The organism is Rhodococcus sovatensis, assembly GCF_037327425.1.
GTDB lineage: Bacteria > Actinomycetota > Actinomycetes > Mycobacteriales > Mycobacteriaceae > Rhodococcoides > Rhodococcoides sovatense.
In genome coordinates this window covers 2,850,575-2,864,437 of the sequence record NZ_CP147846.1, presented here as the reverse complement: position 1 = coordinate 2,864,437, position 13,863 = coordinate 2,850,575, and the positions used below count along the sequence as shown (strand labels likewise).

12 protein-coding genes are annotated in these 13,863 nt (G+C 62.9%); 6 read left to right on the top strand and 6 right to left on the bottom strand.

The features are described from left to right. Positions 1-60: 60 nt before the first annotated feature. Genes WDS16_RS13390 through WDS16_RS13380 form a run of 3 tightly spaced genes read right to left on the bottom strand, consistent with a single transcriptional unit; the run spans position 61 to position 2,950 of the window. On the bottom strand, positions 61-1,041 hold the full coding sequence (locus WDS16_RS13390) for a Gfo/Idh/MocA family oxidoreductase (protein ID WP_338893115.1): 981 nt from the start codon (positions 1,039-1,041) through the stop codon (positions 61-63). Next, positions 1,038-1,946 carry a sugar phosphate isomerase/epimerase gene (locus WDS16_RS13385; RefSeq protein ID WP_338893114.1) on the bottom strand — a complete coding sequence of 303 codons (909 nt, stop codon included), beginning with the start codon at positions 1,944-1,946 and terminating at the stop codon, positions 1,038-1,040. The genes WDS16_RS13390 and WDS16_RS13385 overlap by 4 nt, the downstream gene beginning before the upstream one ends. Next, a complete protein-coding gene (locus tag WDS16_RS13380; protein WP_338893113.1) occupies positions 1,943-2,950 on the bottom strand; it encodes a Gfo/Idh/MocA family protein in 1,008 nt (335 codons plus the stop codon). The genes WDS16_RS13385 and WDS16_RS13380 overlap by 4 nt, the downstream gene beginning before the upstream one ends. A 108-nt stretch (positions 2,951-3,058) precedes the next feature. Between WDS16_RS13380 and WDS16_RS13375 the strand changes: the two genes are divergently transcribed. From WDS16_RS13375 to WDS16_RS13365, 3 genes are all read left to right on the top strand, one after another. After that, complete coding sequence (locus WDS16_RS13375) at positions 3,059-4,126, top strand: LacI family DNA-binding transcriptional regulator (RefSeq protein ID WP_338893112.1); 1,068 nt, start codon at positions 3,059-3,061, stop codon at positions 4,124-4,126. A 70-nt stretch (positions 4,127-4,196) separates the two neighbouring features. Then, complete coding sequence (locus WDS16_RS13370; RefSeq protein WP_338893111.1) at positions 4,197-5,174, top strand: Gfo/Idh/MocA family oxidoreductase; 978 nt, start codon at positions 4,197-4,199, stop codon at positions 5,172-5,174. 20 nt (positions 5,175-5,194) lie between these two features. After that, a complete protein-coding gene (locus tag WDS16_RS13365) occupies positions 5,195-6,022 on the top strand; it encodes an aldo/keto reductase (RefSeq protein WP_338893110.1) in 828 nt (275 codons plus the stop codon). A 13-nt stretch (positions 6,023-6,035) separates the two neighbouring features. On the opposite strand, the gene WDS16_RS13360 is transcribed toward WDS16_RS13365, so the two are convergent. Continuing rightward, positions 6,036-7,016, bottom strand: coding sequence for a sugar-binding transcriptional regulator (locus WDS16_RS13360; RefSeq protein ID WP_338893109.1), 981 nt, complete (start codon positions 7,014-7,016; stop codon positions 6,036-6,038). Positions 7,017-7,139: 123 nt separating this feature from the next. Between WDS16_RS13360 and WDS16_RS13355 the strand changes: the two genes are divergently transcribed. From WDS16_RS13355 to WDS16_RS13345, 3 genes are read left to right on the top strand one after another with little or no spacing between them, the layout of a single operon-like run. Then, positions 7,140-8,000, top strand: coding sequence for an MIP/aquaporin family protein (locus WDS16_RS13355; protein ID WP_338893108.1), 861 nt, complete (start codon positions 7,140-7,142; stop codon positions 7,998-8,000). Next, positions 7,997-9,514 (top strand): glycerol kinase GlpK, encoded by a 1,518-nt coding sequence (gene glpK / locus WDS16_RS13350; protein WP_338893107.1) that lies wholly within the window; start codon positions 7,997-7,999, stop codon positions 9,512-9,514. The genes WDS16_RS13355 and glpK overlap by 4 nt, the downstream gene beginning before the upstream one ends. Further along, entirely contained in the window at positions 9,511-11,232 is a 1,722-nt protein-coding gene (locus WDS16_RS13345) for a glycerol-3-phosphate dehydrogenase/oxidase (protein WP_338893106.1), read from the top strand. The genes glpK and WDS16_RS13345 overlap by 4 nt, the downstream gene beginning before the upstream one ends. A gap of 86 nt (positions 11,233-11,318) precedes the next feature. Here the strand turns inward: WDS16_RS13345 and WDS16_RS13340 are convergent, their stop codons facing one another. Together WDS16_RS13340 and sdhA are read right to left on the bottom strand one after the other, a co-directional pair. Next, positions 11,319-12,098 (bottom strand): succinate dehydrogenase iron-sulfur subunit, encoded by a 780-nt coding sequence (locus WDS16_RS13340; RefSeq protein WP_338893105.1) that lies wholly within the window; start codon positions 12,096-12,098, stop codon positions 11,319-11,321. Between the two features lies 1 nt (position 12,099). After that, entirely contained in the window at positions 12,100-13,851 is a 1,752-nt protein-coding gene (sdhA, locus tag WDS16_RS13335; protein WP_338893104.1) for a succinate dehydrogenase flavoprotein subunit, read from the bottom strand. Between the last annotated feature and the right edge of the window lie 12 nt (positions 13,852-13,863).

Below are 13,863 nucleotides of genomic sequence, written 5' to 3'. Positions count from 1 at the left end.
GCGTAGGGCAGCAGACCGAAGTCGCGTTGCAGTCTCGGGACGAACCTGAGGGTGATTTCTCTACCGCGGCGACACGCCCGCTTTTCGGTAGGCATCGTCGATCATCGCCATGTTGGCGACGGCGTCGGCGGCATCGAGCGGAAGGGGCGATCCGTTCGACACGTGGTCGGCGAACGACTCCAGCTGATACGTGTACGACGTACGCGTCCCGAGATGCTCGACGGTCGTCGTCGAACCGACCGTGACAGAGACCCGATCGTCCTCGTTGGGTTTGATGAAGTTGTGCGCGAACGCCTCACCTTTCGATCCGAACACGGCAAGGGTGAACAGGTAGTCCGGATCGATCATGGAGTTCGACGAGGTTGCCGTTGCCCCGCTGGGGTATTGGAGCGCAACGTCGAACGACTCGTCGACGCCGGGGTGACGCTCTACGGCAGTAGCCAGCGCGATCTCAGGAATGCCACCCGCATACTTCCCGAACAGACGTGCAGCATGCAGCCCGTAGCAACCGAGGTCCATCATGACTCCACCTGCAAGATCGAGCGACCATCGAAGATCGTCCGGCTCGGGCGCAGGCATACGCATGACGATCTCGACGTGCCGGAGTTCGCCGAGCGAGCCATCCTCGAGCAGTTGTTGCAACCGCCTGGTCACGGGATGGAACAGGTAGTGAAAGCCTTCCATCACCGTCACTCCCGCGGCAGCCGCGGCGTCGGCGACCTGCGCGGCCTCCGCTCGGTCTCGAGCGAACGGCTTCTCCGTCAGCACAGGTTTCCCCGCTCGAATCGCCGCCAGGTTCCACGGCGCGTGCAGCGAGTTCGCCAGCGGGTTGTAGATCACATCGACTTCAGAATCGGCGACGACGGCATCGTAGGAGTCGAGAATCCGCTCCACACCGCACTTTTCGGCAAAGATCTCGGCCCTGCCTCGATCGCGCGCAGCACATGCGACGAGGCGATGGCCGAGAATGTGTGCTGGTTCGACGAGTGCTACCTCGGCAATTCGGGAGGCGCCGAGCACGCCGATCCGAAGGCCACTCATGCCTTCGACGCTACGCGTGCATCCACGACGCTACGGAGGTACGCGACGCTGGTGATGACATCGGTGACCGGTCCCGCGTCGGACGGCTCGGCGTCGAGGATCGTGTCCTGTTCGAGCACGAACCAGCCGTCGAAGCCAGCGTCGAGCAGCTCGTTCACGACCGTGCCGATCTGTGCGTCACCGGTGCCGAGAGGGGTGTACATGCCCTGGGCAACGGCATCGGTGTAGGTGAGCGCACCGGACCGGACGCGCGCGGCGAGTGCCGCGTCGACGTCCTTGAGATGCGCGTGCGCAATGCGCGAGGGGTGTGCCTGTACCAGTTCGAGCGGGTCGGTGCCGCCGATGAGAAGGTGCCCGGTGTCGAGGCACAGTGGAATGGTCGAGCCGTTCAGAACGCGATAGACCTCGTCGCGCTTCTCGATCATGGTGCCGATGTGCGGGTGCAGCACGGCACGGATACCGCGCTCGGCTGCCGCGGTGCGGAGGCGATCGAGGTTGCGAAGCAGTGTGTCCCACTGAGCATCGTCGAGGTCGGGACGCGAGTCGTAGCCCTCGCTGCCGGTGGCAGCTGCGAGCACGAGCACCTCGGCCCGGGAGGCGATGAAAGCGTCGAGCAAGGGCGCGATGCCGGGGACCGGATCGTGGTCTTCTTCGTGCAGCAGCACCGGTGCGTATCCGCCGACGGATGTCAGGCCGAACGTGTCGAGTGTCGCCGCCAACTCGTTCGGGTCGGAAGGAAGGAAGCCCTCGGGGCCGACTTCGGTTGCGGTCAGTCCTGCGTCGCGCATCTCGGTCAGGACGCGGTCGGGCGCGATCTGGTAGCCCCAGCCTGGGACCTCGCAGACGCCCCAGGAGATGGGAGCTCCCGCAATGCGGATATCGGTGCTCGTTCTAGTGCTGTTCATAGTCGTACCTCATCGATTCGCACCGGGCGGTGCTGGTGGCTGGACAGTGTTGCGGCCTCGGCGATGTAGGCCACCTCGAGGGCGTCGCGCGGCGTGCAGGGCGATGGAATTCGGCCGGCGATCACGTCGACGAACGCGCCCAACTCCACCTGATAGGCGGAGGAGAATCGATCCATGAAGAATGCGTGCGGGGTGCCGTTCGGGAATGTGCTTCCGGCTTCCAGGTTTCGGACCGGTACCTGCTCGTCCCATCCTGCGACGACGGCATCGTGCGAGCCGTGCACCTCGAGGCGGCAGTCGTAGCCACGGGCGTTGTAGCGCGTGTTGGAGACGACTCCGATAGTGCCGTTCTCGAAAGTCAGCGTGGTGGTGGCGGTATCGACGTCGCCGTACTCGGTGAATCTCGGGTCGCCCTGGTTGGATCCTGCGGCGTACACCTCGGTGACCTCGTGCCCGACGATCCAGCGGACGATGTCGAAATCGTGAACGCTGCAATCGCGAAAGATGCCGCCGGACACCGCAACGTACTCCAATGGTGGGGGAGCGGGATCGAGCGTCGTGGAGCGAACGGTGTGCAGCCACCCGAGATCGCCCGATGCGGCGGCGTTCTTGGCAGCAGCGAACGCGGGTGCGAATCGGCGGTTGTACCCGATCTGAACCTCGACGCCACTGGACTCTATGCCCGCGACGACGGCGAGGCTCTCGGCCGGTGTCGCAGCGATCGGCTTCTCACAGAAGACCGGAATCCCGGCGTCGACGCAGGCGAGAACCAATCCGGCGTGCGCAGGGGTCGCAGCTGCGACGACCACGCCGTCCACCCCGGAGGCGAGCATTGCGGCAGCGCTCTCCACTGCTTTTGCTCCGAGCTTCGTTGCGACGGACTCGGTCACCGTCGGCCGTTCGTCCGTCACGACGAGGCCGTCGACGCCGGGGAGCGTACTCAACGTTTCGGAATGGAATGCGCCGATTCGGCCGAGGCCGATGACGCCGACGGTTACGCCCATCAGTGGTGGTCCTTGATTCGGAGTGAGGAAATCTCGAACCTCGAGTCTGACCCGTACCTGCCGTAGTATCAACCGGCAAATGCCATCAAAAACACCTCAGGGGTGACGGTGACTCATCGGTACAAGGTCCGCGAGATAGCTCAGCAGGCAGGCCTGAGCGAGGCGACGGTCGACAGGGTGCTCCACGAGCGCGCTGGTGTGCGCGCAGACACGAGAGCGGAAGTGCAGCAAGCAATTTCCGACCTCGACAAGCAGCGATCCCAGCTGCGGCTCAATGGTCGGAAGTTCCTGTTCGACGTCGTCATGCAGTCGCCCGCCAGATTCTCCGCCGAGTTCAGGACTGCAGTGGAAGCGGAATTGCCGATGCTGTCACCCGCCGTCGTTCGGTGCAGGTTTCACTTCAGAGAAACCGAGTCCGTTGCGGCGATGGTAGAGACGCTCGGAAAGTTCACCAGCCGCGGATCCCAGGGAGTGATAGTCAAAGCGCCGGATGATCCGGACGTGATCGTCGCCCTCGACCGCCTGGTCGACAAAGGAATTCCGGTTGTGACCTACGTGACCGATGTTCCTGCCAGCAGGAGACTGGACTACGTGGGAATCGACAATCGTGCGGCGGGAGCAACCGCGGCATATCTGGTGGACAGCTGGCTCGGCGACGCCGACTCGTCCGTTCTGGTGATCTCGACCAGCAATATCTTCCGCAACGAAGGGGAACGTGAGATCGGATTCCGCACCACGCTGCGCGCGTTGGGTGCCGAGCGCGGTGCCGCGGCGGGCAGGCGCGTCGTGGAGATCACCCACAGTGAGGGACGTGACGAGACCGTGGAACGACTGGTTCACCAGGCGCTCGCCGAGCATCGGGGAATCGAGGCCGTCTACTCCATCGGTGGCGGAAACGCCGGGGCGGTCCGAGCATTCGCACGCGCAGGGCGACGGTGCCGCGTGTTCATCGGTCACGACCTCGACAGCGACAACCGCACGTTGTTGAGATCCGGCGCGTTGTCTGCGGTTCTCCATCACGACCTCCGTGCCGACGCACGGCTGGCCTGTCGGTTGCTCATGCAGGCGGGCGGCGGATTCACAGGCGGCGGCTTCACGGGCGTAGTCAGTGAGCCGTCCCGAATTCAGGTGCTGACGAGGTTCAACACACCGCACCCTCCGGCGCGCGAGAAATGACCGAGGCCCGGGCGGCAGGTATCTCGGCAATATCAATTTTGTCTGGACAATCGGATGTCATACTCAATGCATGACAGTGCGCGTCGGAATCATCGGTGTCGGCATCATGGGAGCCGACCACGCTCGTAAGATCAACGGTTCGATTTCGGGTGCGGAGGTCTCCGCCGTCGCCGACTTCGATGCTGGACGCGCATCGTCGATCGCCGCCGAATTGCGTGGCGCATCAGTTGCCGCAGACGGATTCGCGTTGATCGCCGACGAGGGCGTCGACGCCGTCATCGTCGCCTCGCACGACTCGACGCACGCTGAACTGGTTCATGCCGCACTTGCTGCGAACAAGCCGGTGCTGTGCGAGAAACCCCTCGCGCCTACCGCAGTGGAGTGTCGCGGCATCATTGCTGCCCAGGGTGATCGAGATCTGATCACCGTCGGATTCATGCGGAGATTCGATCCGGCGTACGCCGAGCTCGAGCGCGCGGCAGCCGTGGAGCGAATCGGCGAAAGGCTCGTTGCGCATTGCGTCAGCAGAAACGTGCAGGCCGGCCCCGGTGACTCGTCGGCAACCATCACCAACTCCGCGATACACGAACTCGACATCATGCCGTGGCTTCTGGGATCGCCGATCACCGAGGTCAGCTGGCATGCGGGACGTACCTCGAAGCACTCGGGGATCCGCCAGGATCCACAGATCATGTTGCTGCGCACCGAATCCGACGTCCTGATCACACTCGAACTCTTCGTCAATGCGCGCTACGGTTACGACACCCGGTGCGAGATCGTCGGCGAGGACGGTGTTGCATCATTCGCAGTTCCGGCGCACGTCATCGTCGACAGTGGGCTTCGTCGTTCCATCGACTACCCGCTCGACTGGATACCGCGATACGCCGAGGCGTATCGACTCGAACTGCAGGAGTGGGTCGACTCGATCGAGCAGGGACGGCCGTCGACCCTCGCCGACGCGGAGGCCGGGCTTCGCGCTGGGCTCGTCGCGGACGCTCTGGTGGAATCGATGAACGACGGTGGCCGCAAGGTTACCGTCGAATACTGACACACTTTCTGGAGGAACACATGACACCGACTGTCACTCTGAACGACGGAACCGCTCTTCCCGTCATCGGTCTTGGGACTGTGCAGTCCGAAGGCGAAGACATGGCGGCGACGGTGACGGCAGCGTTGAGCTCGGGCTATCGACTCATCGACACCGCTCTTCGGTACGAAACCGAACCAGGTGTGGGGCGGGCAGTCGCTGCGTCGAGCGTTCCGCGCGAGGACATCCTGATCACGACGAAGATCCCCGGGCGACTTCACGGTTACGACGAGGCCAAGGAATCCGCGCGGACATCGCTCGACAATCTCGGAGTCGACTACATCGATCTTCTGCTGATCCACTGGCCGTTGCCCAAGGTGGACAACTACATCGACACGTGGCGCGCAATGATCGACCTCCAGAAAGAGGGTGTGGTCAGGTCCATCGGCGTATCGAATTTCACTGCCGCGCATCTCGATCGGCTCGTTTCGGAGACATCGGTGGTTCCGTCTGTCAACCAGATCGAACTTCATCCTTATTTTCCGCAGGCAGATCTGCGGGCATACCACGCCGAGCACGGCATCGTCACCGAAAGTTGGAGCCCGCTCGGACGCGGATCTGAACTGCTGACAGCGCCACCGGTGGCCGAGGCGGCGGCAGCGCACGGTGTCTCCGAAGGCCAGGTGGTCCTGCGGTGGCACATCCAGCTGGGTGCGGTACCGCTGCCCAAATCCTCGAATCCGGATCGACAGAAGCAGAACTTGGACATCTTCGGCTTCGAACTGACCGACGACGAGATGGTAGCCATCTCCGGTTTGGAGCGCGGGCGGATCTGGGGTCAGGACCCGGACGTGTACGAGGAGTTCTGACACCTCGGATGCATCAGGGCGAGCGCAATATCAACTCCGCGGCACTGATGTCGTCGATGACAAGATCGGTGATCAAGCCGCCTTTCAGGGCCGCGTTCAGCGCATCGAGTTTGGACTCACCGGCAATGATGCACAGCCGTCGGGGGACCGCCTTGAGTCGATCGAGGCTGGGTCCGCTGGATCGGTCGTTGAGGGCGATTCGGTCGTAGCTGCCATCGGATCGCAGAAACACTGTTGCGATGTCACCGACGACGCCGTCACGTTCGAGTGCGGCGTGATCACGCCGTTCGAGATATCCCGCGCTGTAGACGTGGCTGGGTACCGCGCCGCTGACTACGCCGATGGAGAAGACCGCCAGATGCATTCGGTCCTGTAACTCGAGGACACGCTTGATGCTTCGCTCGCGCCACAGATGAGCTCGCGTTTCGGGGTAGTCGAAGAACGCCGGGACCGGAAAGCCCTGCGCCACAGCGCCGTACGCATCGGCGAAGTTCTTGATGATGTCGCTCGCGTAGGACACTCCTGTTGTGCGGGTATTGGCTGCCCCGTTGAGTTGTACGACGTGCGAATTGTGGGTGCGTTTGGGAGCGAGCTTGCGGCTGACCGCGCTGACGGTGGTTCCCCACGCGACTCCCATCACCATGTCCGACTCGAAATACGACGTCAGCAACCGACCCGCGAACGTGGCGACGCGATCGAGACGCTGCAAGTCGTCGACGATTTCCGATACGGGGACCACGTGTGCACGAATGTCGTAGCGATCGGCGAATGCTTGCTCGATACGGGGTGCCTGACCGAGCGGCGTCGAAACTTTGATTTCCACGAGTCCTGACGCCCGTGCGAACGTGATAAGCCGCGAGACTGTCGAACGAGATACGCCCAGCTCACGACCGATGGCCGCCATCGTCAAGTCCTGGAAGTAGTACAACCGGGCGGCCTGCGTGGCTTGGCCGATTCGTAGATCGGATTCTGGGAGAGGTCGTCCGTCGGGCACACAGTGCAGTGTAGGGCGCGACATTGCACATATGTGCACGGGCTTTGAAACGTAGTGCAAGGCACCTACCGTGGGGATCGCACGCAATGTGGCGTGCATCACTAACGTTTTGGAGGCTCGGAGATGACGCGTAAGGATGCGGAGTGGGGTTTACCGGCGCAGATGGCTGCCGAGTTCGCCGGCACGATGGTCTTGATCCTTTTCGGCACAGGTGTCGTGGCACAGGTTGTCTCGGGCGGCGCCGACGGCAGCCTCGGTGGCCACGATTCCATTGCCTGGGCGTGGGGCCTGGGAGTGATGTTCGGCATCTACGTCGCAGGCCGAATCACCGGCGCGCATCTGAATCCCGCTGTGACATTTGCGTTCGCACTTTTTCGTGGGTTCGAGTGGCGGAGGGTGGCGCCCTACGTTCTGGCGCAGACTGCAGGCGCATTCGTCGGCGCCCTACTCGTGCGGTGGAACTACGACGACATGATCAACGCGATCGATCCCGGCCACACCACCGCCACGCAAACGATCTTCTCGACGTTGCCGGGCAACGGAACGCTGCCGGTCAGTGTGAGCTCAGCGCTGATCGACCAGATCATCGGCACCGCAATTCTGCTGTTCTTGATTGTGGCGGTGACGGATTCGCTCGGTACCGCTCCGATGGCCAACTTGGCGCCGTTCATCGTCGGCCTCATCGTCGTCGGAATCGGTTTCGCGTGGGCGACCAATGCGGGCTACGCGATCAATCCCGCCCGAGATTTCGGACCTCGCCTGGCGTCGTTCTTCACCGGATACGGTGGAGCGTGGCGTGATCAGTACGGAGGCCTGTACTTCTGGGTCCCGATCGTCGGGCCTCTGGTAGGCGGACCTCTAGGAGTGTTCTTGTACGACCTGCTCATCGGCAAGAGCCTGCGCAAGCAAGAAGGTTCGGTGCCCGAGGCGCCATCACGGCTGCCGGAACTATCGACAAACCAGACATCAGGAGAGAAGTCATGACCGACTCGACAGGTCAGTACATCGCTGCGATCGACCAAGGAACGACGTCCTCACGATGCATGATCTTCGATCACGCGGGCACCGTCATCGCTTCCGATCAGAAAGAGCATCGACAGATCTTTCCGCAGGCAGGATGGGTCGAGCACGACGCATCGGAGATCTGGGACAACGTTCGGGCCGTAGCGGCAGGTGCCATGGCCGCAGCCGACCTGACGGGCAAGGATATTGCCGCAGTAGGTATCACGAACCAGCGCGAGACGACGTTGGTATGGGATCGCTCCAGCGGCAAGCCGATCTACAACGCCATCGTCTGGCAGGACACCCGCACCGACCGCATCGTGACGGCGCTCGGGGACGGTGACGCAAACAAATACACCGCTACGACCGGACTGCCGCTGGCAACCTACTTTTCCGGACCGAAGGTGAAGTGGATCCTCGACAACGTCGACGGTGCACGTGCGAAAGCCGACGCGGGCGAGCTGTGCTTCGGCAACATGGACACCTGGGTCCTCTGGAACATGACGGGCGGCACGGACGGGGGTCTGCACTACACCGACCCGACCAATGCCTCCCGTACGCTTCTGATGGATCTGGACACCTTGCAGTGGGACGAAGGCATCTGCGCCGACATGGGTATCCCGGTCTCGATGCTGCCCGAAATCAAGTCCAGCTCCGAGGTATACGGCACCGGTCGTGAACGCGGACCGTTCCGTGGCGTGCCCATCGCAGGCATCCTGGGAGATCAGCAAGCAGCGACCTTCGGTCAGGCGTGCCTGTCTCCGGGTGAAGCCAAGAACACGTACGGCACTGGAAATTTTGTGTTGCTCAACACCGGAACCGAAAAGGTGATGAGTAAGAACGGACTACTGACGACGGTCTGCTACAAGATCGGTGACCAACCGACGATCTACGCCCTCGAAGGGTCCATCGCCGTCACCGGCTCGTTGGTGCAATGGCTTCGCGACAACCTGGGCATGATCTCCGATGCGGCCGACATCGAGACCGATGCACGCTCGGTGGAGGACAACGGCGGCGCGTACTTCGTTCCCGCGTTCTCCGGGCTGTTCGCACCGCATTGGCGGGCCGACGCGCGCGGTGCGATCGTGGGGTTGACGCGGTTCGTCAACAAGGGTCATCTCGCACGGGCGGTCCTCGAGGCCACCGCATATCAGACGCGCGAGGTCATCGAGGCCATGAATGCCGACTCCGGTGTCGATCTGGAGGTGCTCAAGGTCGACGGAGGCATGGTCGTCAACGAGCTGTTGATGCAGTTCCAGGCGGACATTCTGGGCGTCGACGTGGTGCGGCCTGTCGTTGCCGAAACCACCGCTCTGGGAGCGGCATACGCCGCCGGCCTCGCTGTCGGTTACTGGGCGAGCGAAGAGGACATTCGCGAGAACTGGGCCGAGGACAAGACCTGGACACCGTCGATGGACGAGGACCAACGGGCGAAGCTCTACGCCGGATGGAAGAAAGCAGTAACGCGAACTTTGGATTGGGTTGATGAAGAATGAGTTCCACCACGACGGTACTGTCGCCGGCGGCACGTACCGAGTCCCTCGCCCGAATGGAATCCGAGGAGCTCGACATTCTGGTCATCGGCGGCGGGGTCGTCGGCGCGGGCACAGCATTGGATGCTGTGACACGTGGGCTGAAGGTCGGGTTGCTCGAGGCTCGTGACTACGCAGCCGGCACCTCCAGCCGCTCGAGCAAGCTATTCCACGGCGGGTTGCGGTACCTGGAACAGTTCAACTTCTCTCTGGTGTTCGAGGCCTTGAGGGAGCGTTCGCTGGTGTTGAACACCTTGTGTCCGCACCTTGCTCGTCCGGTTCCCTTCATCTACCCGCTCGAGAAGGTCATCGATCGCGGCTACGTCGGACTCGGCATCGGCGTGTACGACGTCATGGGAGCCGGGCGTGGCGTTCCAGGACACCACAAGCATCTCGGCAAGAAGAAGACCCTCGAATCGTTCCCGTCCGGCAAGCGTTCGGCTATCCGTGGAGCAGTGAAGTTCTACGAAGGCCAGGTCGACGACGCCCGTCACACGATGATGCTCGCACGCACAGCCGCTGCCTACGGTGCACTGTGCGCCAACAGTGCTCGCGTCACCGGCTTCATACGGGAAGACGACAAGGTCGTCGGTGTTCTCGCATGTGATCTCGAGACTGGTCGTGCCTTCGAAGTGAGGGCGAAGCAGGTGATCAATGCCGCGGGGGTGTGGACCGACGAGGTTCAGCAGATGGTCGGAGGTCGAGGACAATTCCAGGTGCGAGCGTCGAAGGGCGTGCATCTTGTGGTGCCGCGCAATCGAATCAACAGTGCCACCGGCATCATCACCCGGACCGAGAAGTCTCTGCTGTTCGTCATTCCCTGGGGAAGTCACTGGATCATCGGCACCACCGACACGGACTGGAAGCTCGACCTTGCGCACCCGGCTGCGAGCCGCAGCGACATCGACTACATCCTCGGGCACGTCAACAAACTGTTGGCCGATCCTCTCGATCGCGACGACGTCGTCGGCGTGTACGCGGGATTGCGGCCTTTGCTGTTCGGTGAATCCGACTCCACCAGTACGCTTTCGCGGGAACACGCTGTCTCCAGCCCGGTACGTGGCCTGACTGTCATCGCGGGCGGCAAGTACACCACCTACCGCGTGATGGCCAAGGACGCGGTCGACTCGGCGGTGCACGGCCTGGAGCGGAACGTGCCCAAGTGCGTCACCGAGAGCATTCCGCTCGTCGGAGCCGACGGATACCTCGGTGCCTACAATTCTCGCTCTCTGACGGCCGAACGTACCGGCATGCGAGTCTCACGCATCGAGCATCTGCTGGGCAGGTACGGCACGCTGACCACCGAACTGCTGGACATGATCGAGAGGGATCCGGAGCTCGGCACACCGTTGGAGAGTGCTCCGGAGTACCTGCGTGCCGAGGTGGTCTACGCGGCGAGCCACGAGGGCGCGCAGCATCTGGACGACATCCTCACTCGTCGTACCCGCATTTCGATCGAGGTTCCGGACCGCGGTGACGCCGCAGCGGTCGAAGTCGCGCGCCTCGTGGCACCGGTTCTGGGATGGGACGATCAGCACGTGTCCGAGGAGATCGAACACTATCGGCTACGAGTGCAGGCAGAACGCGATTCGCAGCAGGAACTCGACGACGACACGGCCGATGCTGCGCGGCTTGGAGCCCCGGACGTTCGGTTGGGCGTGAGCTGGCCTTCCCGCGCCTGACCGGGCGTCGGGCGCGGGGAGACACCGAACGCACGAATGGGCCACTGCGGTTGCAGTGGCCCATTCGTGTGGACGAGCAGTGAGGTCTAGCGAGCGAACAACAGCGCGCGCTTGACCTCCTGAATCGCTTTGGTCACCTGGATGCCACGGGGGCATGCGTCGGTGCAGTTGAATGTCGTACGGCAGCGCCACACACCCTCGACATCGTTGAGGATGTCGAGACGCTCGGATGCACCTTCGTCGCGGCTGTCGAAGATGAACCGGTGTGCATTGACGATGGCAGCCGGACCGAAGTAGCTGCCGTCACTCCAGTAGACGGGGCACGAGGTTGTGCAGCATGCGCACAGGATGCACTTGGTCGTGTCGTCGAAGCGAGCGCGGTCGGCTGCGGACTGGATCCGCTCGCGGGTCGGCTCGTTGCCGGTCGTCATCAGGAACGGCTTGACCGCACGGAACGCGTCGAAGAACGGCTCCATGTCGACGATGAGATCCTTCTCGACCGGCAGGCCCCTGATGGGTTCGATCGTGATGGTCAGCGTCTTCGAGGAATCCTTCGGCAGCATGTCGCGCATCAGCACCTTGCAGGCGAGACGGTTGACACCGTTGATGCGCATCGCATCGCTTCCGCAGACGCCGTGCGCGCACGAGCGGCGGAAGGTCAGCGTTCCGTCGAGATACCCCTTGACGTAGTGCAGCAGGTTCAGCAGGCGGTCCGTCGGCAGCGTCGGAACCTGAAAGCTGTCCCAGCGCTGACCGTCACCGCTCTCGGGGTTGAAGCGAGCGATCTTGAGGGTCACCATCACCGAACCGTTGGGCACGGGCAGATCGGGCGACTGGTCGGCTTTGTCGAGAGTGGGGGCGCTCATATCAGTACTTCCGCTCCATCGGCTCGTAGCGGGTCTGGATTACCGGCTTGTACTCCAGACGGATGTCGGTGAGCAGACCAACGCCTTCTTTGTAGGCCATGGTGTGCTTCATGTACTCGGCGTCGTTGCGGTCCGGGTAGTCCTCGCGAGCGTGTCCGCCGCGCGACTCCTTGCGGTTGAGTGCACCGACGACGGTGACTTCCGCCATCTCGAGCAGGAATCCCAGTTCGACGGCTTCGAGGAGATCACTGTTGTAGCGAGCACCCTTGTCCTGCACGGTTATGTGGTTGTACCGCTCCTTGAGAGCGCGGACGTCCTTGAGTGCGGTCTCGAGGCGCTCTTCGGTGCGGAAGACCGACGCGTTGTTGTCCATCGACTGCTGGAGTTCGCTGCGGATGTCGGCGACGCGCTCGTGGCCGTGGTCCGACAATACGAGCTCGAGCCAATCCTGGACCATCTTCGCGGGCTCGTCGGGCAACGGAGTGAAGTCGACCGAGTTGGCGTACTTCGCAGCCGCGATTCCGGCGCGACGTCCGAAGACGTTGATGTCGAGTAGCGAGTTGGTCCCGAGACGGTTGGCTCCGTGCACCGACACGCACGCGCACTCGCCTGCTGCGTACAGGCCGGGAACGTGGTCGTCGTTGGTGCGGAGAACTTCACCGTTGATCTTGGTCGGAATGCCGCCCATGACGTAGTGGCACGTCGGGTAGACCGGCACGGGCTCCTTGACCGGGTCCACGCCGAGGTAGGTGCGTGAGAACTCCATGATGTCGGGGAGCTTCTCGTCGAGAACTTCCTCGGGAATGTGCGTGACGTCGATGTAGACGTAGTCCTTGTTCGGTCCGCCGCCGCGGCCTTCGAGAACCTCGAGAACCATCGATCGCGCGACGATGTCGCGCGGTGCCAGGTCCTTGATGGTGGGGGCGTAGCGCTCCATGAAGCGTTCGCCCGACTCGTTGCGAAGGATTCCACCCTCGCCTCGAACCGCCTCGGAGATCAGGATGCCGAGGCCGGCGAGACCTGTCGGGTGGAACTGGTGGAACTCCATGTCTTCGAGGGGAAGCCCCTTGCGGAAGACGATGCCCATGCCGTCACCGGTCAGGGTGTGCGCGTTGGACGTGGTCTTGTACATGCGACCTGAACCGCCGGTAGCGAACACGATCGACTTGGCGTGGAAGATGTGCAGTTCGCCGGTCGAGAGCTCGTAGGCGATGATGCCGGTCGCAACAGGACCGTTGTCGGTCTCGGTGAGACACAGATCGAGAGCGTAGAACTCGTTGTAGAACTCGACGTCGTGCTTGACGCAGTTCTGGTAGAGCGTCTGGAGGATCATGTGGCCGGTGCGGTCGGCCGCGTAGCACGCACGGCGAACGGGCGCCTTGCCGTGGTCACGCGTGTGGCCGCCGAAGCGACGCTGATCGATCTTGCCCTCGGGTGTCCGGTTGAAGGGAAGACCCATCTTCTCGAGATCGAGAACGGCGTCGATCGCCTCCTTGGCCATGATCTCGACCGCGTCCTGATCGGCGAGGTAGTCGCCGCCCTTGACGGTGTCGAAGGTGTGCCACTCCCAGTTGTCTTCCTCGACGTTGGCCAGGGCGGCGCACATTCCGCCCTGGGCCGCTCCGGTGTGCGAGCGCGTCGGGTAGAGCTTGGTCAGTACCGCGGTGCGGGCCTGCGGGCCGGCTTCGATGGCTGCTCGCATACCTGCGCCGCCGGCGCCGACGATGAGCACGTCATAACGATGTTCCTGCATGAATACTTCAGT